At 61.7% G+C, this 22,959-nt stretch carries 20 protein-coding genes; 11 read left to right on the forward strand and 9 right to left on the reverse strand.

What is annotated here, in order from left to right:
* Positions 1-25: 25 nt before the first annotated feature.
* From IFT60_RS17770 to IFT60_RS17780, 3 genes are all read right to left on the reverse strand, one after another.
* On the reverse strand, positions 26-514 hold the full coding sequence (locus IFT60_RS17770; protein WP_192053965.1) for a DUF6644 family protein: 489 nt from the start codon (positions 512-514) through the stop codon (positions 26-28).
* Positions 514-858, reverse strand: coding sequence for a DUF6152 family protein (locus IFT60_RS17775; RefSeq protein ID WP_192053967.1), 345 nt, complete (start codon positions 856-858; stop codon positions 514-516). Before IFT60_RS17775 ends, IFT60_RS17770 begins: the two co-directional genes overlap by 1 nt.
* A gap of 82 nt (positions 859-940) precedes the next feature.
* Positions 941-1,525, reverse strand: a complete 585-nt coding sequence (locus tag IFT60_RS17780; protein ID WP_192053969.1) for a histidine phosphatase family protein — start codon at positions 1,523-1,525, stop codon at positions 941-943.
* An 85-nt stretch (positions 1,526-1,610) separates the two neighbouring features.
* On the opposite strand from IFT60_RS17780, the gene IFT60_RS17785 reads away from it, so the two are divergent.
* Positions 1,611-2,255, forward strand: a complete 645-nt coding sequence (locus tag IFT60_RS17785; RefSeq protein ID WP_192053971.1) for a DUF6624 domain-containing protein — start codon at positions 1,611-1,613, stop codon at positions 2,253-2,255.
* 134 nt (positions 2,256-2,389) lie between these two features.
* On the opposite strand, the gene IFT60_RS17790 is transcribed toward IFT60_RS17785, so the two are convergent.
* A complete protein-coding gene (locus IFT60_RS17790) occupies positions 2,390-3,403 on the reverse strand; it encodes a zinc-binding alcohol dehydrogenase family protein (protein ID WP_192053972.1) in 1,014 nt (337 codons plus the stop codon).
* Positions 3,404-3,500: 97 nt separating this feature from the next.
* Between IFT60_RS17790 and IFT60_RS17795 the strand changes: the two genes are divergently transcribed.
* The 6 genes from IFT60_RS17795 (at position 3,501) to IFT60_RS17820 (ending at position 9,617) form a co-directional block, all read left to right on the forward strand.
* On the forward strand, positions 3,501-4,388 hold the full coding sequence (locus IFT60_RS17795; protein WP_192053973.1) for a LysR family transcriptional regulator: 888 nt from the start codon (positions 3,501-3,503) through the stop codon (positions 4,386-4,388).
* Between the two features lie 157 nt (positions 4,389-4,545).
* The gene (locus IFT60_RS17800; RefSeq protein WP_192053974.1) at positions 4,546-5,070 is read left to right on the forward strand and encodes a (2Fe-2S)-binding protein; all 525 of its coding nucleotides are present in this window, start codon (positions 4,546-4,548) and stop codon (positions 5,068-5,070) included.
* Positions 5,067-6,098 (forward strand): FAD binding domain-containing protein, encoded by a 1,032-nt coding sequence (locus tag IFT60_RS17805; RefSeq protein ID WP_192053976.1) that lies wholly within the window; start codon positions 5,067-5,069, stop codon positions 6,096-6,098. The genes IFT60_RS17800 and IFT60_RS17805 overlap by 4 nt, the downstream gene beginning before the upstream one ends.
* A complete protein-coding gene (locus tag IFT60_RS17810; protein ID WP_192053978.1) occupies positions 6,091-8,379 on the forward strand; it encodes a xanthine dehydrogenase family protein molybdopterin-binding subunit in 2,289 nt (762 codons plus the stop codon). Before IFT60_RS17805 ends, IFT60_RS17810 begins: the two co-directional genes overlap by 8 nt.
* 40 nt (positions 8,380-8,419) lie before the next feature.
* Complete coding sequence (locus tag IFT60_RS17815) at positions 8,420-8,857, forward strand: DoxX family protein (RefSeq protein WP_229510967.1); 438 nt, start codon at positions 8,420-8,422, stop codon at positions 8,855-8,857.
* A gap of 13 nt (positions 8,858-8,870) precedes the next feature.
* Positions 8,871-9,617: an SDR family oxidoreductase gene (locus tag IFT60_RS17820; protein ID WP_192053980.1), complete on the forward strand. Its 747-nt coding sequence runs from the start codon at positions 8,871-8,873 to the stop codon at positions 9,615-9,617.
* Between the two features lie 225 nt (positions 9,618-9,842).
* Here the strand turns inward: IFT60_RS17820 and tssG are convergent, their stop codons facing one another.
* Genes tssG through tssE form a run of 3 tightly spaced genes read right to left on the reverse strand, consistent with a single transcriptional unit; the run spans position 9,843 to position 13,223 of the window.
* The gene (tssG, locus tag IFT60_RS17825; RefSeq protein WP_192053982.1) at positions 9,843-10,928 is read right to left on the reverse strand and encodes a type VI secretion system baseplate subunit TssG; all 1,086 of its coding nucleotides are present in this window, start codon (positions 10,926-10,928) and stop codon (positions 9,843-9,845) included.
* Entirely contained in the window at positions 10,892-12,730 is a 1,839-nt protein-coding gene (gene tssF / locus IFT60_RS17830; RefSeq protein WP_192053984.1) for a type VI secretion system baseplate subunit TssF, read from the reverse strand. Before tssF ends, tssG begins: the two co-directional genes overlap by 37 nt.
* A 4-nt stretch (positions 12,731-12,734) precedes the next feature.
* Positions 12,735-13,223, reverse strand: a complete 489-nt coding sequence (tssE, locus tag IFT60_RS17835) for a type VI secretion system baseplate subunit TssE (protein WP_192053986.1) — start codon at positions 13,221-13,223, stop codon at positions 12,735-12,737.
* A 215-nt stretch (positions 13,224-13,438) separates the two neighbouring features.
* Here tssE and tssK point away from each other — a divergent pair, with 215 nt between their 5' ends.
* The 4 genes from tssK to IFT60_RS17855 all read left to right on the forward strand — a co-directional run bounded on the left by tssK (position 13,439) and on the right by IFT60_RS17855 (position 17,571).
* On the forward strand, positions 13,439-14,779 hold the full coding sequence (gene tssK / locus IFT60_RS17840; RefSeq protein ID WP_192053988.1) for a type VI secretion system baseplate subunit TssK: 1,341 nt from the start codon (positions 13,439-13,441) through the stop codon (positions 14,777-14,779).
* A 106-nt stretch (positions 14,780-14,885) separates the two neighbouring features.
* Complete coding sequence (locus tag IFT60_RS17845) at positions 14,886-15,149, forward strand: PAAR domain-containing protein (RefSeq protein ID WP_192053991.1); 264 nt, start codon at positions 14,886-14,888, stop codon at positions 15,147-15,149.
* 9 nt (positions 15,150-15,158) lie between these two features.
* Positions 15,159-16,547 (forward strand): hypothetical protein, encoded by a 1,389-nt coding sequence (locus IFT60_RS17850; RefSeq protein ID WP_192053993.1) that lies wholly within the window; start codon positions 15,159-15,161, stop codon positions 16,545-16,547.
* Positions 16,548-16,623: 76 nt separating this feature from the next.
* The gene (locus IFT60_RS17855; RefSeq protein ID WP_192054003.1) at positions 16,624-17,571 is read left to right on the forward strand and encodes a formylglycine-generating enzyme family protein; all 948 of its coding nucleotides are present in this window, start codon (positions 16,624-16,626) and stop codon (positions 17,569-17,571) included.
* On the opposite strand, the gene IFT60_RS17860 is transcribed toward IFT60_RS17855, so the two are convergent.
* Entirely contained in the window at positions 17,568-19,757 is a 2,190-nt protein-coding gene (locus IFT60_RS17860) for a hypothetical protein (RefSeq protein WP_192054005.1), read from the reverse strand. The two genes, IFT60_RS17855 and IFT60_RS17860, sit on opposite strands and share 4 nt — an antisense overlap.
* Positions 19,758-19,801: 44 nt before the next feature.
* The gene (tssI, locus tag IFT60_RS17865) at positions 19,802-22,711 is read right to left on the reverse strand and encodes a type VI secretion system Vgr family protein (RefSeq protein ID WP_192054007.1); all 2,910 of its coding nucleotides are present in this window, start codon (positions 22,709-22,711) and stop codon (positions 19,802-19,804) included.
* Positions 22,712-22,959 lie beyond the last annotated feature (248 nt).

Consider the following 22,959-nt stretch of genomic DNA (forward strand, 5'->3'; position numbering starts at 1 on the left):
GCAGCAGGCCGAGCCGCAGGCGCGTCTACAAGTAAGCCAGCAAGCGGCCGCAGCTGATCACCCCCAGCCAGAGCAGGATCGAGAGGGCGGCGCCGCAGCGCGCCAATGGCGGCGCCGCATGATCGCGGTCCCAGCCGGCGACGCTGCGATACGGCAGCATGTGGAACGCCAGCGCATTCAGGCCGGCCAGGGCAATCAGCACGAGTTTTAATATAAACGCGGGATTGTTGGCCAGCTCGACCGGATGCGCACTGAAGAGTAATAAACCGGCCGGCAGCACCAGCAGCACGCTCGCCAGCGCCCAACGCAGCAGGTGATTACCGAGGGCGGCCACCGGCAGCGTGCGCGCCCAGCCGAGCACGCGCAGGTCGAACAGCACGACGCTGCCGACCAGCACCGCGAAGCCGGCGATATGGACGATCTCGACGATCGGATACAGCCAGGCGCCTTCGCGCATCGCCACCGACAACGGGGTCTCTGCCAACGCCTGCAGCATGCCGGCGTCACCCGCCATCAGCGCAGCTCCACCTTCTTGCCGTCGATCGTGATGTTTTCGGCGCGCAGTTCATCGCCCTTGCTGCGGTGCGGATAGCCGTGCACGCTCGCTTTCTGGCCAGCCACCAGTTTTTCGCGCGCCAGTCCCCGGCTTTCCATGCGCGAGGGCGGCGCCAGCACCACCAGCCACGTCTTGTCGGCCGTTTTCAGGCGCACGAAGCCGTGCGGCTGTTCGTAGCCGGCTTGCTCGATGGTGCCGGACAGGTCGAGCGGCTTGTCGGCCTGGTATTCGCTCCAGCCGTGGTGGGCCAGGGTGCCGGCGCTGAACAATAGCCCGGCGGCAAGCAACAGTAAACGTTTCATGACGGGTCTCCCATGAGGTGTTCTCATCAATCTGCCGTGCCGATTCTACGCCTGAAACGGCCGCGCGCGCGCATGTGAGTATTCACGGCGCCGCTTTCTCCGCGGCTGGTACTGGAAGGCGCCCGAGCACCGCCAGCTTGCCATCACGCTGTGTCAACAAGACCATTTCTCCCTGCGCCAAGGACTGTCCGGTGAGGGCGCGGATGTTGACGTCGTGGGTGACCAGCACCAGCGGCGTGGTCTCGGTGCGTGCGGCCAGGCGCGCACGCAAGTCACGCAGTTTCGCGGATGACGCACCGGCGTCGTCCTCGAACATCGAGTCCAGGCTCGGCTCGGGCTGCACGCGGCCGAAGGCCAGGCGCGCGGTGTCCAGGCAACGGCACCAGCGGCTCGACCAGACCGCGCCGGGCGTGACCTGGTGGCGCTGGAAGGCGGCGCCGACGGCGCGCGCATCGGCGCGGCCACGTTCGGAGAGGTTGCGCTGGGTCGGGCACTGGTCCAGTTTGAAACCCGGCGGGTCGCCGATGCCGGGCACCGTCGTCGCATGGCGCATCAGGACCGTGACGCCGCCGCCGCGCAGCTTTTGCCAGAGCGCATCCTCGCTCATGTCGGCTGCCTGGGAGGGCAGGGCGGCGAGCAACAACAACAGGAATGCAGGCGCTTTCATAAGGGTCTCCCTGGGGACAAATGCCGGGTTGTCCCGGCGCAGGCTTATGCTACGCTTTATTCATTGTTTTTTTGAGAACGAAACGATGAAATGTCTTCGCAGAGTGCAGGTGATGGCTGCGCTGTCGGCCGCACTGGCGCCGGCAGCCCAGGCCGCGCCCGAGTGCACCACCTATGCGCAGGAACTGGCAACCATGGTGGAAGCCGCCGACGCCGTGCGCAGCCGGGTCGATGTGCTGGCGCCGCCCGGGGATGCGCAGGCGGCGCGCCACCTGGCCCAGCTGGCACTGGTCGAGCACCACAACGGCGCGCGCCTGGGCGTCCTGATGGCGGCCTGCGGCTGGCCGCGGCGCAGCGTCGAAGGGGCGGAGGCGGCGCGCCAGGCCTGGCTGATCGTCCAGCAGAGGAGCGACGATCTGCCGCTGCAGCGCCAGGCTGTGCGCCAGCTGGAACTGGCCGCCCTCGACGGCGAAGCCGCCATGACCCATCTCGCCGCGGCATCGGACCGCCTGGCCGTCAGGGAAGGGCGCCCGCAGCGCTATGGCACCCAGCTACGCCAGGTCGACGCCTGCAGCTGGGACTATTACCCGCTGGACGACCCGGCGCGCGTCGAGGCACGCCGCCAACGGATCGGCTTGCCGACGCTGGCGGACCATCAACGCAGCATCGACGCGATGATCACGGAAAACTGCCCGGCGCCAGGCAGCACCAGCCCCGGCGCCAGATACTAAAACATACAATATATATCGTTTAATTTATATAAACTATATAAACAATAATACCGTTTAATTGCTGCATTTTCAGGCAATTTTTTCTTTGGACAATAAATGCCAAAAGACAATTTAAATCGCCTGAAATCGCCCTCTTAAAACCCCGCGAGCACCACCTTACCGCTGGCTGCGCCGCTTTCGATAAAGGCGTGGGCACGGCGCAGATTTTCGGCATTGATCGCTCCCATGTTCTGGGCCAGCGTGGTGCGGATGCGGCCGTCGTCAACCAGTTGCGCCACCTCGTTCAGCAGCCGGTGCTGCGCCTGGATATCCGGGGTGGTGAACAGCGAGCGCGTAAACATCAGCTCCCAGTGCAGCGAAATGCTTTTGCGTTTCAGCAGGCGCACGTCGATCGGCTCCGGGTCGTCGATCAGCGCGAGTTTCCCTTGCGGCTTGATGGCATTCACCAGCGCACTGAAATGTTTATCCGTGTGGGTCAGGCTGATGGCGTAGTCGACTTCGCCCAGGCCGGCGTCCAGCAGGGCGGTATCGAGCGGGGTGCTGTGGTCGATCACGTGCTGGGCGCCGAAGATGCGCGCCCATTCCCGCGTCTCGGGGCGCGAGGCGGTGCCGATCACGGTAATGCCGGTCAGCTGGCGCGCCAGTTGCACCAGGATCGAGCCGACGCCGCCGGCCGCACCGACCACCAGCAGTTTTTCGCCTGCATGGCCGCCGAACTCCAGCCCGAGGCGGTCGAACAGGAGTTCCCAGGCGGTGATCGCCGTCAGCGGCAGCGCCGCCGCTTCGGCAAAGCCGAGCGAGGTCGGCATGCGCCCGACGATGCGCTCGTCGACCAGCTGCAATTCGCTGTTGCTGCCGGGACGGTTGATGGCGCCGGCATACCAGACGCGGTCGCCCGGCTTGAACAGCGTCACCGCCGGGCCGACGGCGCGCACGATGCCGCTGGCATCGAAACCCAGCACTTTCGGCTCGGCCTGCCCTGCGGCCGGCAAGCCACGCCGCAGCTTGGTATCGACCGGATTGACGGAGACCGCATGGACTTCGACCAGCAGGTCGTGGCCGCTGGCGACCGGGTCGGGGAGAACGACGTCCTGGAGCGCATTGGCGTCGGAGGCGGGTAGGGATGCGTAGGCGGCGATGGCTTTCATGGTGACCTCTTATTGAATGAACATGGCCCAGTGTAGCGGCTCTGGATTACGATGATTAGTCGTTATAATCCGGAAAGACTATCCACCGGGGTGAACAATGAAACTGGACGCCATGGCGCTGTTCGTGCAGGTCGCCGCCAGCGGCAGTTTTACCCACGCCGCCAGCGTCGCCGGTTTACCAAAATCCACCGTCAGCGCGCGCGTGGCCGAGCTCGAAAGCACGCTTGGCGTACGGCTGCTGCACCGGACCACGCGTCGCCTCAGCCTGACCGCCGCCGGCCAGCTGTACCTGTCCCACTGCCAGACGATGCTCGACGCGGCGCACGCCGCCGACGCGGCGATTTCTCGCCTGCGCGACCAGCCGGCCGGCCACCTGCGCCTGACGGCTCCGCAAGCCTCGGGCATCCTGCTGCTGCCGCCGCTGCTGGCCGCGTTTTACGCGCGCTATCCGGCCGTTACCGTCGACTGCGTGATCACCGACGCCCACCTCGACCTGGTGGCCGAACGCATCGACCTCGCCCTGCGCACCGGCCAGTTGGCCGATTCCTCGTTTGTCTCGCGCCGCATTGGCCCGGTGCGGCGCGTGCTGGTGGCCGCTCCAGCCTACCTGGCGGCGCATGGCATACCTGAGCACCCGGCGCAGCTGGCGCGCCACCAGTTGCTGCTGCACGACGTGCTGCCGCACTGGCCGCTGCAGTGCGAGGGCAAGGTAGTGCAAGTAGCCGCTGGCGGCGCGCCGCTGCGCGCCAACAATTTACATACCCTGCGCGGGCTGTGCCTGGCCGGCGCCGGCATCGCGCTGCTGCCCTGGTTCATGGTGAGAGATGCCGTGGCCGACGCCAGCCTGCAGCTGGTGCTGGCGCAATGCCCGCCGCTCGACAATACCTATTACGCCGTCTATCCCGGCCGCAGCCACCGTCCGGCCGCGCTCAGCGCCCTGCTCGAATTCATCGACGAGTTCGACCTGGCCAGCCAGTTGGCCTGAGCATGCGCAGCTAACGGCACACCCGCGTTCTCCCGGCTATTGTGCGCCGGTCACCAAGTGCTTGCTACTAAGATGGTCGTAATGGAATGACAACAGCATTCCCGGCCGTCCCACGCCGCCTGCACAGCACGCCGCCACCATCCAGAAAGGATTCACCATGACCGCTCCCGAGCGTTATCCGCTCACCCTGCGCATCAACGGCCAGCAACATGACATGGAACTCGAAGCCTGGGTGACCTTGCTGGACTTGCTGCGCGAGCGCCTCGATTTGACCGGTTCCAAAAAGGGCTGCGACCACGGCCAGTGCGGCGCCTGCACCGTGCTCGTCGACGGCAAGCGCATCAATTCCTGCATGACGCTGGCCGTGATGCAGAATGGCCGCGAGATCACCACCATCGAAGGCCTTGCAGAGGGCAACAAGCTGCACCCGATGCAGCAAGCCTTCATCGACAACGATGCCTTCCAGTGCGGCTACTGCACCCCCGGCCAGATCTGTTCGGCCATCGGCCTGATCAACGAAGGGCAAGCCAAGACAGTCGCCGAAGTGCGCGAACTGATGAGCGGGAACGTGTGCCGCTGCGGCGCCTATCCCGGCATCCGCAAGGCAGTGTGCGCCATCGCCGGCATCGACGGCGGAGACAATGCCGAACGCCCGGTCGTGACCGGAACGGTGCCGGCATGAACCCGTTTACTTTTTCCCAGGCCGACAATCCGCAAGCGGCACTGGCGCAAGTGGCCGGCAACGCCAGCTTCGCCGGCGAGGCCGTGCGTTTCATTGCCGGCGGCACCAACCTGCTCGACCTGATGAAAGAGGGCGTCATGGTGTCGAGCCGCCTGGTCGACATCAACCGCCTGGCGCTGGACAAGATCGAGAGCGAAGGCGATGGCTTGCGCCTGGGTGCCCTGGCCCGGAATGCCGATACGGCGTATCACCCGCTGGTGCGCAAACGCTATCCGCTGCTCACAGCCGCCATCCTGGCTGGCGCGTCGCCACAGCTGCGCAACATGGCGAGTAACGGCGGCAACCTGCTGCAACGGACCCGCTGCTATTATTTTTACGACGTCGGCACGCCCTGCAACAAGCGCGAACCGGGCAGCGGCTGTTCCGCGATCGGCGGCATCACCAAACAGCATGCAATCCTCGGCGCCAGCGAGCACTGCATCGCCACCCACCCGTCCGACATGTGCGTGGCGCTGGCCGCATTGGAGGCGACCGTGCACGTCGAATCGGCGCGCGGCCAACGCGCAATCCCATTCAGTGAATTCCACCGCCTGCCGGGCGACGCGCCGCAGTACGACACCGTGCTCGAAGCCGACGAACTGATCACCCACCTGAGCTTGCCGGATGCGCAGCACTATGCGGCGCACTCGGCCTACATCAAGGTGCGCGAGCGCCTGTCGTATGCGTTCGCACTGGTGTCGGTGGCGGCGGCGCTCGACATCGGCGCCGATGGCGTCATCCGCAGCGCGCGCATCGCACTGGGATCGGTCGCCCATAAACCGTGGCGTAAACCAGAGGCGGAAGCGCTGCTGGCGGGGCAGAAGGAAGATCCAGCCCTGTTCGGGCGCGTGGCCGACGTCCTGCTGGAAGGCGCCGCCGGCCAGGGCCACAACGATTTCAAGATCGGGCTGGCCCGTAAAGCCATCGTGCGCGCGCTGCAGACCGCGGTGCAAGGCACCGTTCCCAATACCGGAGAACCGAATGACTGACCTGATCCAGGAACTGAAAACGCCCGTCGCCGAACCGGGCACCGGCCGGGTCGTCACCGGCGGCGCCGTGGCGCGCGTCGACGGCCGCGCCAAGGTCACGGGCGATGCCCGCTATGCCGCCGAATATGGCGCGACCGACATGCTGTACGGCGTGGTCGTCAGCGGCACCATCGCCAAAGGGCGCATCCGCGACATCGATACTTTCGAGGCCATGCAGATCGAGGGCGTGGTCGAGGTGATGAGCCACCTGAACCGCCCGAAGGTACGCTCCTTCGACATCGCCTACAAGGACATGACGGCGCCGGCGGGATCCCCGTTCCGCCCGCTCTACGACGACCGCATCATCTACAGCGGCCAGCCGGTGGCCCTGGTGCTGGCCGAAACCTTCGAAGCGGCACGGCGCGCGGCGGCGCTGGTGCGCGTGCGCTACGAGGAAGAGGACCACGACACCCGCCTGAGTGCGAACCTGGACCGCGCCTACAAACCGCGGCCCTTAAAGGCGGGCTACGAGCCGCCGCCGCCGGAAAAGGGCGATGCCGACAAGGCCTATCACGCCGCCCCGGTCAAAATCGAGGCCGCGTTCTACCACGGCGTCGAGCACCACAATCCACTCGAGCTGTTCGCCTCGACCGTGATCCGCGACGAGGATGGCCATCTCACCATTTACGACAAGACGCAAAGCTCGCAGAACAGCCGCTGGTACGTATCGCACGTGTTCGGCCTGTCAAAAGACAAGGTCACGGTGCGTAACCCGTACGTCGGCGGTGCCTTCGGTTCCGGCCTGCGTCCGCAATACCAGCTGACGCTGGCCGTGATGGCCTCGCTCCACATGCAACGCTCGGTGCGGGTGCAACTGACGCGCCAGCAGATGTTCAGCTTCGGCCACCGCCCGGAGACGCTGCAGTGGGTCAAGCTCGCGGCCGAGCGCGACGGCACGCTTACCTCGATCCGCCACGAAGCGATCGCCGAGACCTCGCAGATCGAGGATTACGTCGAGGTCGTGGTCAACTGGTCGGGCCTACTCTACGCCTGCGCCAACATCAAGCTCGGTTATAAACTGGTGAGCCTGGACCAGTACACGCCGATCGACATGCGCGCCCCCGGCGCCGCGCACGGCATGCATGCGCTCGAAGTGGCGATGGACGAGCTGTCCTATGCGCTCGACATGGACCCGCTGGCGCTGCGCCTGAAGAATTACGCCGAGCGCGCGCCGATCGACGACCAGCCGTATTCGAGCAAGGAATTGCGCGCCTGTTACGAGCAGGGCGCCGAACGCTTCGGCTGGTCGCAGCGGCCATTGGCGCCGCGCGCACGCAAGGAGGGCACCGAATACGTCGGCTGGGGCATGGCGACCGGGGTCTGGGATGCGATGCAGATGTTCGCGCGCGCCAGCGCCGTCATGCATGCCGACGGCAGCCTGGTGGTATCGAGCGCCGCCACCGACATCGGTACTGGCACCTATACCGTGATGGCGACCATCGCCGCCGAAGCGATGGGCTTGCCGCTGGAGCGTGTGACGTTCCAACTCGGCGACTCGACCTTGCCGGCGGCGCCGATCGAGGGCGGTTCGTCGCACGTGGCCACCGTCGGTTCGGCAGTAGCGGGCGTGTGCGAGAAGCTGCAACTGACGCTGCTGCGCTATGCGCAGTCGGCGGCCGATTCGCCGTTCCGCGACAAACGCTTAAAAGACGTGGAATTCGCGGGTGGCGTGCTGCGCCTGAAAAAAGATCCAAACACCTTCATCTCGCTCGGCACCATCGTCGGGCGCGCCGGGCGCGCACGCATCGAGGAAAAATACCTGATGCTGCCGAACATCCTGAAACAGCGCAAGTTCCGGCGCATGGTGCATTCAGCCGTGTTCGTCGAAGTGCGGGTCGACGAGGACCTCGGTGTGGTGCGCGTGACGCGCGTGGTCAGCGCGGTGGCGGCAGGGCGCATCATGAACACCAAGACCGCCGGCAGCCAGATCGTCGGTGGCGTGGTCTGGGGTATCAGCCAGGCGCTGCACGAGGAAAGCCATACCGACCACCGCTTCGGGCGTTTCATGAACCACAATCTGTCCGAATACCACGTGGCCGTGAATGCCGACATCCACGACATCGACGTCATCTTTGTCGAAGAGGATGACCGCATCGTCAGCCGCCTGGGCGCCAAGGGCGTCGGAGAGATTGGCCTGGTCAGCGTGGCGGCAGCGGTCAGCAATGCGATCTACCACGCGACCGGCAAGCGCATCCGCAGTACGCCGATCACGCCGGACAAGGTGCTGGCCGGCGGACCTTGACACCCACCTAACAGCGCCACTGCAGCGGGGAGGTTTTGCCATGAAAACCAACATGCACCACGCAGGCACCATCGACAACGCGCGCGAGGACTTCGGGCGGCTGGTCTTGCGCGTCACGCTTGCGCTGCTGTTGCTGTTCCATGGCGTCTCGAAGTTGTTCGGCGGCGTCGGGTTCATCACCGGCATGCTCGGCAAGATGGGCTTGCCGGAGGCGATCGGCTACCTGGTGTACGTGGGCGAAGTGGTGGCGCCCTTGCTGATCCTGGTGGGCGTGTGGACGCGCCTGGCGGCCCTGATCGTTGCCGGCAACATGGTGGTTGCCATCCTGCTGGTGCATACCAGGGAATTCTTCACGATGAGCGGGAGCGGCGGCTGGGCGCTCGAACTGCAAGGGATGTACTTGTTTGCAGCCATCGCGCTGGCCCTGCTCGGCGCGGGACGCTACAGCATTGGCGGGCGCGCAGCCAAGTGGAACTGAACAAGGAGAACACATGGCAGCACCGGATAACAAGGCGGCGATCGTCACCGGCGCCTCGCGCGGCATCGGGCGCGCGATCGCGCTGCGCCTGGCGCAGGATGGGTATGCGGTCGCGGTCAACTACGCCAGCCGCGCGGCGGACGCCGAGGCGGTGGTAGCCCAGATCACGGCGGCCGGTGGACAAGCCATCGCGCTGCAGGGCGACGTCGCACAGGCGGCCGATTGCGCGCGCCTGTTCGAGGAAACAGTTTACGCGTTTGGCGGCGTCGACGTCGTCGTCAACAACGCCGGCGTGATCCAGCCCGGCACCACCATGCTGGCCGACACCGACGACGCCCTGTACGAGCGCATCTTTTCGATCAACACGCGCGGCACGTTCAACATGCTGCGCCTGGCCGCCACGCGCCTGCGCCATGGCGGGCGCATCGTCAATTTCTCGACCAGCGCGATAGGTCTCGCCATGCCGGGCTATGCCGTGTATGGGGCGGCCAAGTCGGCAATCGAAACCATGACCAACATCTTTGCCAAGGAAATGCGCGGCAAGGGCATCTCGGTGACGGCAGTGGCCCCGGGACCGACCGCGACCGATCTGTTCCTGGACGGCAAACCGGCGGAACTGGTGGAACGCCTAGCCAAGGCGGCGCCGCTCGAGCGCCTCGGCACGCCGGAAGATATCGCTAATACGGTCGCCTTCCTGGTCGGGCCGCAGGGGGAATGGGTGAATGGGCAGACGCTGCGGGTGAATGGCGGGATCGTGTGACAGGCAGGCGGCCCGCATAGGCGATCAACGCACGTTTACTGATCTTGCCGCTCTTGCCGATATTGCTGACTCGACCAAATTACCGATATTGCTGACCTTGCCGGTATTGCCGTTGCCGCTGATATTGCTGCTCTTGGGCGCGCCTGCTGGAATTAAAGATTGCAAAATTGCATCATATCTCAGCTTGAGAACGGGTTCCAGCGCAATGTGTGGCGCCTTCGTCGGCTACTCGATGCGCAAATCGTAATGCACGTCGTTGCGGTCCTGCGTTTGCGGACCGCTGACCAGGTAAGTTCCCCATCCCAGGCGCCCGGCGTGGCGCTCGCCCGACAGGGTGGCGCCGCAGACGTCGGCCGCGCGCAGCACCAGCTCGACTTCGTATTCGAGCGCCAGCCCGGTAAACATCGTCGCCAGGCTTTTCAGGGCGCGCGCGGCCAGGCCGCCCGGCAAAAAGGCTTCGAAGCCGGCGCGGTCGAGCGGACCCACCACCAGGCGCAGGCGCAAATCGCGCTGCCAGACCCGTTCGCCGGCAATCGCGCAGGTGCCGAGGGTGGCGCTAGGGTAGCCGAGGGTACTTTGCTGGGGCGGCGGTACCGGATACCAGGCGCCGACGAATTGTTCTACCCGCAGCGGCTGTCCGAAATAGGCGGACAGCACGCGCGCCATCTGCACGCTCGAGACCGGCCGCTGGCGCAGCGATGCCGCGAAATAGCCGAGCGATTCGTCGAGCACGGCACCCTGTTCCGGCTGCCCCAGGCGCCGCCGCAGCGCCGGGTTGCCGAGGCCTGCCAGCCCCAGCAGCAGCGGCAGGAAGCCATCCTTGCCGTCGAGTTCGTATTTCAGGTGCAGCCGGTACTTGCGCCAGGCGGCATAGAACAGCGCCAGCGAGCGATTCGAAAAGGTGTCGAGGAAGGCGCGCGCACCCTCGTCCTTGTCGGCGTATTGCTGATCGGCGATACGTTCCGTGTAATGCGGCGGCAGCACACCATGCCCGCCCAGCAAGCCCATGAAGGTTGGCGTGATGCGGATCCATTTCAGGGTGGATGCCTGCAGCGCCGCGCCGAGCGACGCCGCGGTCGGCTCGATCGTGCGCGGTTCCACGTGAACCGCTTCCAGCTGGCTGGCCGGGAAACGCAGCGAAATCGAGTTCTGGAAACGCAAGAAATTGGCGACCAGGCCTTGCTGGGGAGCGCCGTATTTGCGCAGCCAGATTTCCAGCATGCGCACCGCCTGGAAATACTCGAAGCGGTAGGGGGCGCGGAACAGGCGCTCGATTACAGCAGGCTCAAATCGCCGCTTTTGGGTAAGCATGTGAATAACTCTTCTCCGCTTTTCGCCGACACGATCACCAGTTGCGTAAAACTGTTGGCATGCACGTAGAGCGCCAAAAAGCGTTCGACGATGTGGGTAAATGCGTGGATGCCGCTGCCAATAAAGGCTTCCTCGTCGATCGACAGGCGCACCTGCACCCCGCGCACCAGGCAATTGAACGGATTGCCGGCGAGCCAGGCGCTGGTCGCCTTTTGTTCGATGGCGTGGATGCCGCCGATCTGGCGCTGCGAGGAAGGGGAGCGCGGCAGGTCGTACAGCGCCAGCATCTCGCGAAATGCCTCGACGCCGCCGGCGCTGATCGACAGGTGGTTCAGGGACAAGTGCGAGATCAGGCGCCAGTGCGCGCTGCGGCCGCTGGGAAAGCGCCAGGACCTGGTCGGTTTGCGCAAGAAATGGATGGCGCGCGCGCCCGAGCCCCCTTCCATGAACAGGTCGCCGCCGGCCTGGCCGGCACTCAGCAGGGCGGGCAGGTCGCGGTTCGAGCAGGTCAGTTCCAGGTTCAGGGTGTCGGTTTCCACCGCGGCCGGATCGAAGTCGATGTCGACAATCGCGATTTGCGTCTCAAAACCGGGGCTGCGCTCGGCCAGCGTTTCGTCGCGCCGCATGGCCCAGTAATGGCCGTTCTGCTCGGGCGTTTGGGCATGTTGTAGGGAGTAAAAGGGGCGGAACTGCACCACGCTTTCGCCTTGCGGCGTCTGCCGCACCAGGTTCACCGAATCGATCGATTGCACCTCGAAGGCGAACGCGCGCCGCGCATCGGCCAGCACCGGATAGCTGGCCGTGGTGTGGGTCAGGCGGATCGGCTCGCCGCGCTGGCGGAACAGGTTGATGACCGGCGTGCAGCCGAGCAGCAGGTTGTTGGTCGAGAGGGTGGCGAGCAGGCGCGCCGTGTTCGAATCGCTGCGGATGCCGCCCAGCGCCAGGTGCAGGGTGACCGATTTCGCACCCGGCAGCGCCTTGCCGAGTGCGCCCAGGTCGATATCGAAGAAATTGAATTTTTCGGGAAAACAAAAATATTCGGTGAGCAGGCGGTAGGCGGCGTGCGAGCGCGCCGGGAAATCGATCAGGGCGTCTTCCTCGTCGAAGCCGGCCGGCCGGATCGGCATGCCTGGCAGCGCCACCCATCGCCCGTTGCCGTCGGCTTCGGCATAGGCGGCCAGCGTGCGCATGAACAGGGCGTCGCGCAGGGCCGCGCAAAACGAGGGTTCGCCATCGATGAAGACGCGCAGCGCCGGCAAGTCGATTCCCTTGAAGCCGGCTTGCTCGACGCCGGCGGCGAGCGTGATGCTGATGCCGGCAGTGGCGCCGGCCGGCGCGCGTACCGCCTCGGGCGCACGCAGGATGTCGGAAAAGGCGGCGCCGGCCAGCGCCAGCGGTGCAAGCGCCACCGGATACACGGTGCGAAAGGTGCAGGGCCCGCCGCGCACCGGGCGCGTGCTGAGCTGGGTGCCGCGTGGGAGGGTGGCGGCTGCGCTTTGCCCGTTGGCGCCGCTGACATCCAGGCGCGCGATCGAGCACGAGGGAAACGGCCGCAGGTAATGCGGGTACAGGACATCAAATAAGGCTTCGGTGAATTCGGGATAGTCGTCGTCGAGGCGCTTGGCGATGCGCGCATTGAGCAGGGCGAAGGACTCGATCATGCGTTCGGTGTGCGGGTCTTCGCATACTTCCCCGCTGATCAAGAGGCGGCCGGCGATCTTCGGATAGCGCTCGGCGAATTCGCGCAGGTTGCGGCGCAGGTAGCCCAGTTCGCTTTCGTAATACGGCAGTAATTGGTCCAATTCGCTATGCTCCCGCTGGCACGGCGCGGCCGGCCTTGCTGATGCTGTAACTCAGGGTCGATGGCTGCAGCACGGCATCGAAGTTGACGGCTTCCTGCGCGGCGCTGGCGACCAGCACGCCGGTAATCGAAAAATCCAGGCGGTTGACGGCGCCTTCGCGCATCTCCAGCTGCGCCTTGACGTCGCGCAGGCGCGGTTCGTGACGGGCGATCGTCTGCTCGATGCACAGGCAGATGAAGGCGCGGTCCGATGGGCTCGACAGGGACAATTCGGCGAAATCCTGCATGCCGTAACTGACGACCGAGCGCTCGCATTCGGGCCAGGCCTTCAGATAATCCTGCGGCAGCACGGCGCGGGTATTCAACAGCGCTTCGAGGTCGCGTGCCACCGCATCCTTCATGTCCTCGACCGACATGCGCGCCATGTTTCCACTCACGCCACGCAGCGATGTCCCTAATAACCGGTCGAACAAGCCCGGCGTAAACCCTTTCATCGGCTTCTCCCTGTTGAGTGGCGACAAGCTCCGTAGTGTTACCGCGCATGGGAAGGCGAATGTTGAAGAAAGATAAGGAAGCGACATCGGCCGTGCTGGCGTTGTGCAAACCCGACGGTTGAGGAATGTCAAATCCCGACCGTCAGGGGCGGTGCTACTGTTTCCGCTGGTAAAAGTTGCGCGCAACGAACAATCACAGACAGGGAGTCCAGCCGATGACCAGCAAAGTACTCTGGGGCGAGGGTTTATTGCTGCGCCCCCAGCATTTCCAGCGCCAGGACCAGTACCACGAGCACTGCCTGCAAAAAGCGATCAAGGCCGTGCACCCGTATGCCTGGGGCGTGGAACGGCTGCAGGTCGACCGCGAGGCGCTGGCGAACAACGTGCTGCGCATCCTCGACCTGGCGCTGCGCTTCCAGGATGGCGAACTGGTCGACGCGCCGAACACGGACGCGCTGCCCGATACGGTCGACCTCAGCCTGCTGGGGCAATCGCAGCAAAGCGTCACCTATTACGCCGCGCTGCCGGGTCTAAAACCGTTCAGCGGCAATTTCGCGGCCCAGGGGCAGGCGGCGAACACGGCGCGCTTCATCCAAACTAACCAGGAAACGGCGGATCTGTACACGCAAGCTGCGCCGGTGCAGCTGGCCTACCTGAAAAAATCGGTGCGCCTGGTGCTCGAATCCGAGCCGCGCGATGCCTACGTTCACTTCCCGCTGCTGCGCCTGCGCCGCGCCGCCGCCGGCGGTTTCGAAATCGACCCGGCCTTCGTGCCGCCCAGCCTGTCGATCGGCGCGGCGGTGCCGTTGTTCCAGCAACTGCGGCGCCTGCTCGACGCGCTGCAGGCGAAAGTCAGCGCCCTATATGGCCACCACCGCGAGCCGAGCCGCAACGTGATCGAATTCCGTTCGGGCGACATGTCCTCGTTCTGGCTGCTGCACACGGCCAGTTCCGCCTACGCCACCCTGAGCCACCATTACCACCATCCGAGCCTGCATCCGGAGCGCCTGTACGAGCAATTGCTCGACGTCGCCGGCGGCCTGATGACCTTTTCGAAAAGCTGGGCCCTGTCCGACCTGCCGCATTATCAACATGCCGACCCGGGCCCGAGTTTTACCAAACTGCACACCATCATCCGCGAACTGCTCGACACGGTGATCTCGTCGAAATATTTTGCGATTGCCCTGAGCGAAGTGCGTCCCTCGTACCACATCGGCGCGCTCGACTCCGGCAAGATCGACGACAAGACGACGTTTTATATTGCCGTCTCCGCCGACATCCCGGCCGTGCAGCTGGTCGACGTCGTGCCCCTGCGTTTCAAGGTCGGGGCGCCGGACGACGTCGAGAAATTCGTCCTGTCGGCGCTCCCCGGCGTGCGCCTGCAATACACCCCGCAACCGCCCGCCGCCCTGGCCGTGCGCCCCGACACCTGTTACTTCATGCTCGAATCGAAAGGGCAGATGTACGAGCGCATGCTCAAGGCGCAATCGATTTCGCTGTACGTGCCGGCGGGGATGAAGGAACTAAAATTGGAGCTGCTCGCAGTCGCAGCCTAGCGCGTCTCGTAGGGTGGGCACTCGTGCCCACGCGGATCCCACCCACCACCAACCTCACAGGCAACAGCCCCACATACCGGGACGTGCCTTTGCGCGGAGACTACCCATGTCCGGACCATTGATCCTGCTCGGCGACAAAACCTCCCACGGCGGCTCCGTCATCGAAGCCTCCTCCCACAGCGACAGCGGCGGCGTCCCCATCGCGCGCATGGGCGATAAAACCGTCTGCCCGAAACACGGGCCGAACCCCATCGTCAGCGGCGATTCCAGCCTGATCATCGACGGCAAGCCCGCCGCCCGCCATGGCGACAAGACCGCTTGCGGCGCATCCCTGATCGCCAGCCAGCAAGCGACCATCGACAAGCTTTGAATTGAAACGATGACTTCGACGACCGTCTCGCCGCCACGCCCGCTGCCCGGCTGGCTGAAAAACACCCTGTTCGCCGCCGGCATCCTGACCCTGTGCTGGGGCGGCGCCATCGTCTACTGGCGCGCTTCGCCCAACACGCCCGCCACGGGCGACCTGCTGCTAGTCTTGCTGGCCGCGCCTTTGTGCCTGTTGGCCGCCATCTGGCTCGGCAAGAAAGTGGTTTTCGCCCGTCCCAAGGCAGCACCCGCTGCCGCCACCGTGGCTCCGGCCCAGGCGGCGGCCTCTACGACGCCATCCACACCACCGCTGGCAATCCTGGCCACCGCCATGCGCGCCCCGCACGGCGCTTCAGCCGAAGAACTGGCCGCGGCCATCGCCGCCAACCAGGCCCGTCCCGACCTCGACCCGGAACTGGTCGACGAGGACGGTTTTCCTGTGACGAGCGCGCGCAGCGGGGAGGCAGTCGACGAAGCGCTGCAGGAAGAAATCACCGAATGGCTGATGTTGACCGGCATGGCCGAACTGCGGCTGGGCGAAACCCACTGGCGCGCCTTGACGCTCGGCACGGCCGTGGTGCGCGACCTGGCGGGCGAGGCGCTGATGCAATTCCTGCCGCAGGCAGGAACGCCGCCACCCCTGCGCCTGCTGCCGCTCCTGCCGGCGACCTGGACCGTCGAGCAGCACCACGCGGCCGGCCTCTGGTTCAAGCACACGGTGGCGCAATTCGGCTGGCCGCTGGAACACCTGACCAGGATCGAGGTCGCGCGCGACGCCACGTTGGCAAGCGTCCTGGGCCAGTGCGCGGCGGACAGCCAGGCCGTGACCATGCTGGTTGCCTGCGATTCGCATATCGCGCAGGAGACGGTAGATGAATGGGCAGCCAACGGAACCGTGTTCAAGTCGGAGCGGCTGCAAGGACGAGTTCCGGGCGAGGGTGCTGCTGGGCTGCTCATAACGAGTTCAAAACATGTGCAATCACTGCAAGAGCGCGCCTTTACCGTGCTTAGCCCGATGAAAGAGGCGAGTATGGCATCGGTTAATAACAACAAACCTTTGGATGCAGCGCTGCTCAACAATCTGGCGCGGCAGGCTTGTAGCGAGGCGAATGTCGAGCTGGGAAACGTCGGGATGATCGTCGCCGATACCGGATCGCGTACCAATCGTGTTGGCGAACTGATGCAAGTGGCATCAGGTGCATTCCCGCACCTCGACACTACGGCCGATGTGACCTGTGTCGGTATCAGCAGCGGCAGTTGTGGCGCTGTTCCCTCTGTGACAGCGCTAGCACTGGCCCAATTCCAAGCTGCCACGCTCGGGGCGCCAGTACTGTATGCAAGTAACGAAGAGGCCCAAGTTCGTTATGTAGCGCTTGTTCATCCAATACCTTTACGCACGTAACTACCTTTATTTTCTGCGCTCTTTGTCCTCGCCGTCGTAGCGATCGGTCCGTCTATTGCCCTCTCTAATCTCAATCATGCACACTTCAAAGCTTTTTGTTTTTTCGTTGCTAACCGGCTTGCATACTCTGGTGTTCTGTGGAGAAATAACTTCCCCTGCAGAGAAACTCAGCCTGGAGGCAAATATGGAGGCACGCGTTAATAACCTTTTGACGAAGGTGAAAGCATCACTTCGGCCGCTAAAGGGCGGCACCTTCGAGATGGGAGATTGGGGCAATGAAAAGGGCACGCCTTACGATTTTGATGCGCATTCCCGGCCCGTACACGAAGTGACACTGGATGACTTTTCGATGATGGCTTACAAGGTGACATACGAGGACTTCGACGTTTTTACAGATGCTACCCGCAATGAAAGAATAAACATGGATCCGGAAGATATGGAAGATCGGGCACCGAAGCGTCCGGCCGGGGTAAGCTGGCATGGCGCAAAGGCCTATTGTCGATGGCTAGCAAACATCACAAAGCTTCCCTTTGATCTGCCTACTGAGGCTCAATGGGAGTACGCAGCCCGTTCGGGCGGGAAAAAAGTTCTATTTGCGACAGACAATGGAAAAATTGAAAGAGGAAGAAATTTTCCGGAAAAATGGAAGCATGGAGAAAGAAAGCCTCGGATTCCGGAGGTTGGGAGTTATCCACCTAACCCAGCTGGCCTATACGGGATGTCGGAAGATACAGGCGAATGGATTAACGACTGGTTTAGCGCGGATTATTACAAAATCTCATTGAAAAATAATCCAACCGGCCCTTCAGACGGCACTAAAAAATTAATGCGTGGCAGTGTAGGTGGGACTTCCGAGATTTCTGCCATGGTTTTTATGCGTACGGGGAGGTTACCTCAGCCTATGCAAACCACTTATCCTAACGGAATTAGAGGTGGAGAAGTCACGGTGCCGTTCCCTGGTTATTCCGGATATCAATCTAGTAATTTTCGATGCATTAATAGCGGGATTATCAGAAAATTCTAAGCAATATTATAAGCTGGATGATGCAGAGGAAACTGGGCCATTTTAAATTCTGGCTCATCGTTACGAAGAAACGCCCGGCCAAGAAGAGGTGTAGCTTGCGCCAGCTGCGTTGTACAGCGATTAATACAATTAGCGAATTGAGTTCCTTCAACTACTGAGTTTATTATCGCTACACCTTGGTTCCGGCCCGACTCGCTTCTCAAGGAAGTATTAATTCTATCTAACGTATTATTTAAGTGACCGATTGATTGAGTAGTAGCGACTAACTCGTTGAGAGAAAAAGCAGCTAACTTTTGCAGTTCAACGTCGTTTGAGTAGTCTGGCTGATTGCGCACATCAGCAATGCTGTAAATTAAGGCACCTCTTGACTCCGGTGGCATGTATGAAAACCAGCCCCACCTAGACTTGAGCTGCTCTGCAACTTGTCGTATAAATTCTTTTCCATTAGCCTTTGCTGCTTTAACAGCATCATGATAATCCTTAGACATCTTCTCTATCTCTACACCTACAAAACTTTCCAATTTCTTGCCAACGACAACGTGTAAATACAGTATTTGATTAAATACTTCGAATGCCAGTTCATCCACCATGCCAGGAATTTTTCGGTAATCAACTTGTTTTAGTTGATGTGCTATACACATGAAGAATTGCGCGATCTGCTCCTCTTCGGCCTCGCATGCCCAGCTTGACTCCCCGCCTATGCCAAAGCATGCTCCAGCCTTTGCGGCAATGACAAACTTTCCGTTACGATAGGCGCATTCGAAGCCTAGACTAGCCGCCAGACCTTGAATCAAGCTTGCGCCGCCACTAATTTTTGCCACGTCCGCATAGGTGGCAATTGCTTTGTTCGGATCTGGCTTTTTCGGACCAGTCGAACCGATGAGCCCTTCGGGGTTAAGCCATTGCAGTGTCCCCCCGATATCAATTGACTCTTTCACCCCAGCGAACACGTCCGCCTTACCTTTCGCGCCAACCTTCGCGGTGGCGCGGGACTGACTGCGTGGCGTACCCCGGATCTGCTGCTTATGCTCAGTAATCATAAACGCTGCATCAGCCTCCAAGGCGACGCTGGCGCCTGCGATTGCCGAGAGCGTAAGGTCAAGATACATACGGAAATAACCAAAATTTAGCCGCTGGTTGTTAAGATTACTGTCAAGATTCCATCCTGCTGCGTGCGGGAGGTAGAGCTTGGTTTTCACCTTGGCTTCGCCGAGAGCAAAGGAGGCTTCCGCATTGGCTTTGACGCTAAACTGGGCGGATTTCAGACCACGCTTGAAGCGTTGCTTCCAGTTCCTGTCACGTGCGTTGTGCAAATCACCTTGGAACGGCATAAATACCGCTTCTGCACCAGCACCGGCTGACCACCTCATGAGTTGGGCTTCTGGCTTTACATCGATAGATCGATGCGGATTGTCGGGATCATTACAGGTACCGTCTAGGATTTCCCGCTTGGTTCGCTCTAACCAGGCATTGACATTCGGCCCCATCACCTTCGCCCAATCCCCCAGGATGCCTCCGAATGCGTCGGCGTCTTCGGGAGCAAGCTTCCACTTCTTGCTGAATTTCGCCTTGTCTTGAACCTGATCCAGGATGCGGTTACGAACTTCCGTTGTATTGAGGGAGGTCCCGTTTAAAAGTTTTTCCTTGGGCTGCTTTTTCCTTTCAGCCGAGCCTTCCACTATATAAACTCGATGATCAGATAAAGCACTTCGCAAGCGATCGACGTTGACGTAGATCGGCGTTCGTGTCCGTCCTTCCAATCGTTTCATCGTCATTGGCACGAGTTCGACCAATTTGCTGGGATCGACTTCCTGGCTGCTCAGCGCTTCCACCCTGGCCTTGGCCGCATCGCTTTTTTGCGACAGCGTGTCCAAGGCAGCGTCGAGATCCCTCCTTGCCTGGGCAATTAAGGCTTTTGCCGGGTTCGGTTGCTCGATCAGTTCCTGCAGAAGCAATGACTTGGCTGTGACGTCGCGGTTGGCTTCCTGCAGCTCTTCGATGGCGGTTTTATTTTTAAAACCATCTGCGCGGCACATAAGCCACTCGTCAGGATAAAGCGCGATGAAGGAGTTATCACTTGGTCGGTACACGAGGACGCCTTCGGTCGAGGTATGCGTCACCTCGATATAGGTTTCTCGTAGCGTCGTCGTCGACGTGGATTTAACAGCAGTCAGTATTTCGCTCATGATTTCCTAATGATCTGATGGCATTACAAAATTAACTGCTGAGGTCACTCATCGGTTGGCAAATGCAGGGTGAGTTCTTCGCGCTTCGCGGTGAAGATGCGTTGCGTGCGCCCTTGGGTATCGGTGATGCCCTCCACAACGACGCCACTGGCCGATTCCAGCCGATACCGCACATTGGCCATTGGCTGCTTCGTTTCCTCGTTCATGACGACAAAGGCTTCGTTGTAGATTTCCTTCGCTTTCGGCAGGTCTGGTTTGCTGATGCTGCCATCGGCGGGACCTGTCACTTCTCTCATCGACGCCTTGAAGTCGACTTTTCCTGGGGCATGGAGCATGATGTTTCCTCCCTCGAGCTTGAGGCAGGCCCCCTGCGCAGTGAGCAAGACATGCTTTGCCGCTGCGATACGGACGTTCTTGTTCACACTGGCGACAGTCACTGCCTTGTCTGCCGTAAGACGGGTAGCGCCGGACTGACTCTGGCTGCTCAGCTTGCCGCTTGCCGCATGCAACTTGACCCCGGTTTCCTGATTGGGCTTGTCTTTTGAATGGGCTTTGCCATAGGTGAACAGGGTAATGCCCTCTTTCACAGCATGTGCGCTGTTGCCTGATGCGCCCAAGTTCACATCCTGTCCAGCTGCAATGCCCGTTGTACTTCCTGCGGCAAAAATGGCGTCTGCCGATGTGCTCATCACGATGCCTGCCGGGCTCGACAGTTGAAAGTGCGGTTGATTGAAGGCAGCAACGCTGTGAGTCGCACCGTCATGACTCACATTCTTGAGGATGTCGATCGTTGTTTCCATGGCACTGATTGCCAGCAGTTCGGCGAACGGTTCCAGTACCGCGTTATGCTGTTTCGCGGTGCGCACCATCGAACTCTGTAATTCCTTGCTTTCCTCGTTTTGGGCTTGCGCCTCGCGAGCGTCGAGCTGGTCGCCGTTGGCGCCGGCGCGCGCATCTGTCGACAACAGCAGGCCTTTACCGGCCCGTAGCGCAGCGCTATGTGCCGTCTTCAATTCCGCACCGAACCCGACAGGATGAAGGCGCTGGTTATCGGTCTGGTGACGCAGGTGTCCAAGGTTAAGTTCCGCAGTACCCGCATGTGGACGCATATGACTTTGCAAGGCCAGGCGCGATTGCGCTGCACTGTCATCGAATACAAGCTGGTTGTAGGCCCCGTTGCCGTCCTGGCTGGTACCCATGCCCTGCGTCTTGATTCCTGATAAAACTGCCGGATGTGCATGCGCGCCGGTTTCACCGGGGAACCAGGAAGCGGCATTGCCGGTCGCAATGCCGGCACCATGAACTACCGAACTGTGCTGTGCGTCACTGTTGCCCTTGCCGTTGTATAAAGCGCCGATGACAACCGGCCGGTCGATATCGCCGTCCAAAAAGTCGATCAGGACTTCCGTACCGACGCGAGGAATGGCGACCGCGCCCCAGTTTGCGCCGGCGATCGCCGCCATCGTGCTTGCGACCCGCACCCAGGTACAGGAGCGGTCGTCGGCCGGAGCTCCTATTTGGGCATTGGGGGTGGGATGATCCAGGCGGCTGTGGCTTTGATGGCTCGTGGTGGAATTGCGCTGCCAGTGGAATTGCACTTTGATGCGATGATCGCGATCCGTGTGGATGACTGCACCTGGCGGACCAACGACGATTGCCGTTTGCTGCCCTTTCACCGTTGGTTTTGGATGCAACAATGTCCCGTGGCCGTCGATGCCGCTGCTTCGGTAAGGGACCACATTACGGATCGCATCAATGCGATTGCGATAGAGCGGGCGCTCGACTATCGCGGTGCCAAGGTACAGACCATCCTGCCGCTCATTCCCGAACTTAGGAATAGACTCGGGGCCAAGTGCCTGTGCAATTGCTGAACGCAATTCAGCACTGAGATTGTTATGCGCTGAATGCACCACGCGGGTAATGGCAAATGTGCGCCCGTCATCGTTTTCAGCTTGTTCAAGGTGCGCATGGCCGCGCAGGGCAAAGGTTGTGCCCGGCGCGAAGGTACGCACGGTCCCGGCGCCAGTATGCTGTTCTTTCGTTACCTCCATCGCCTGCAGATGGTTGTCGACGATGCGCTGACCACGCGCGCGGGTTGGATAGCCGTAGGTGCCGGGCGTGTCGCGACTTGCCGGTCCCGATGCGTTGCAATCTGTGACAGTGCTCGCCTCGACCGGACGATTGCTCATCGACCGATAATCCCAGCTATCCAGACTGGTCGCGCCGACGACTGAACGCGTTGTGATGCGCCAGCGGTCCACGCTGTCTTCCCGCATGACCGCACCGGGCTGGGTAAAGCGAACTTCCGCCTGTGTATTCGGCCGAAATGCGCCGTTATGGTCAGCAATAACCAGGGTATGGCTGGCTTGCCGGTTTTCGTTTGTGGCAGGACTGTGTTCGAAATAATAGAACAGGCCTTCCTCATGCATCAGGCGTTCAGCAAAAGCATAATCCGACTCCTGATATTGGCAGGTGAGCGAACGCGAAGGATAAATACTGCGGTCGGCAATGTCGTAGCGCCATCTAGGCGCAAGCCTGCCTTTACCTTGCAAGCTTTCAAAAACACCATCGAGTATTTGAAAGACTGTCTTATCCTGGAACATTCGGCTGTCTCGGCCAAGCTGGAGAAATGCAGTCCACGGTTCGATGGTCACCGTGTAGCGAGCGACACCTCCGTTGGCGCCGACGCATTTTGCAGAGGTAACGTAGCCGTGAAACGGCCGCCATTTCATCTCCGCACTGGCCGTCAGGAGTTCAAGCAAGGCCGGCTGGCCGAGCAGGGATTTCAGAGGAATATGCGCATCGGTAGAAAGCAACGAGACGTCGAGGCAGAAATTATTGCTCAGGCTTTCTTCACCTCGCAGGCACTCGACAAGCAGCTTGTCGGTCCCAAGGGGAGTAGTAATACGAAGCAGGCGCGTGTCCTGGGTAAAGCGGGGAAAGAGCTCAACCAATCGATGCTCCTGTCAGGTTATACAACGCATCGCGGAAAACGCAGGTCGTGATGCGTCTCCCAACCAGGGCCAGACGAGTTTGACCGCAAAGGCGCATTGTTGTCCGCAAGGTGACGCAAATCGTTGAGAATGAGCAAGAGATAATAGGGGTGTGGATTTTTAGCCTCACTTCACAGCTGTTATTTAAAAGTGCTGTACGTCGCTTCCTACACCCCCTCAGCCATCCATCCTATTGGTGTGCCGCCGTA

Source organism: Massilia sp. CFBP 13721 (assembly GCF_014842025.1).
Taxonomy (GTDB): Bacteria; Pseudomonadota; Gammaproteobacteria; order Burkholderiales; family Burkholderiaceae_D; genus Telluria.

Excerpts from the sequence above, each read along its gene's own strand:
- IFT60_RS17780 (WP_192053969.1), bottom strand. The coding sequence starts at position 1,525 with ATGAAAGCGCCTGCATTCCTGTTGTTGTTGCTCGCCGCCCTGCCCTCC.
- IFT60_RS17790 (WP_192053972.1), bottom strand. The coding sequence starts at position 3,403 with ATGAAAGCCATCGCCGCCTACGCATCCCTACCCGCCTCCGACGCCAAT.
- IFT60_RS17770 (WP_192053965.1), bottom strand. The coding sequence starts at position 514 with ATGGCGGGTGACGCCGGCATGCTGCAGGCGTTGGCAGAGACCCCGTTG.
- IFT60_RS17855 (WP_192054003.1), top strand. The coding sequence starts at position 16,624 with ATGCACACTTCAAAGCTTTTTGTTTTTTCGTTGCTAACCGGCTTGCAT.
- tssE (WP_192053986.1), bottom strand. The coding sequence starts at position 13,223 with ATGAAAGGGTTTACGCCGGGCTTGTTCGACCGGTTATTAGGGACATCG.
- IFT60_RS17810 (WP_192053978.1), top strand. The coding sequence starts at position 6,091 with ATGACTGACCTGATCCAGGAACTGAAAACGCCCGTCGCCGAACCGGGC.
- tssK (WP_192053988.1), top strand. The coding sequence starts at position 13,439 with ATGACCAGCAAAGTACTCTGGGGCGAGGGTTTATTGCTGCGCCCCCAG.
- IFT60_RS17800 (WP_192053974.1), top strand. The coding sequence starts at position 4,546 with ATGACCGCTCCCGAGCGTTATCCGCTCACCCTGCGCATCAACGGCCAG.
- IFT60_RS17795 (WP_192053973.1), top strand. The coding sequence starts at position 3,501 with ATGAAACTGGACGCCATGGCGCTGTTCGTGCAGGTCGCCGCCAGCGGC.
- IFT60_RS17860 (WP_192054005.1), bottom strand. The coding sequence starts at position 19,757 with ATGAGCGAAATACTGACTGCTGTTAAATCCACGTCGACGACGACGCTA.
- IFT60_RS17850 (WP_192053993.1), top strand. The coding sequence starts at position 15,159 with ATGACTTCGACGACCGTCTCGCCGCCACGCCCGCTGCCCGGCTGGCTG.
- tssG (WP_192053982.1), bottom strand. The coding sequence starts at position 10,928 with ATGCTTACCCAAAAGCGGCGATTTGAGCCTGCTGTAATCGAGCGCCTG.
- IFT60_RS17775 (WP_192053967.1), bottom strand. The coding sequence starts at position 858 with ATGAAACGTTTACTGTTGCTTGCCGCCGGGCTATTGTTCAGCGCCGGC.
- IFT60_RS17805 (WP_192053976.1), top strand. The coding sequence starts at position 5,067 with ATGAACCCGTTTACTTTTTCCCAGGCCGACAATCCGCAAGCGGCACTG.
- IFT60_RS17815 (WP_229510967.1), top strand. The coding sequence starts at position 8,420 with ATGAAAACCAACATGCACCACGCAGGCACCATCGACAACGCGCGCGAG.
- IFT60_RS17845 (WP_192053991.1), top strand. The coding sequence starts at position 14,886 with ATGTCCGGACCATTGATCCTGCTCGGCGACAAAACCTCCCACGGCGGC.
- IFT60_RS17820 (WP_192053980.1), top strand. The coding sequence starts at position 8,871 with ATGGCAGCACCGGATAACAAGGCGGCGATCGTCACCGGCGCCTCGCGC.
- IFT60_RS17785 (WP_192053971.1), top strand. The coding sequence starts at position 1,611 with ATGAAATGTCTTCGCAGAGTGCAGGTGATGGCTGCGCTGTCGGCCGCA.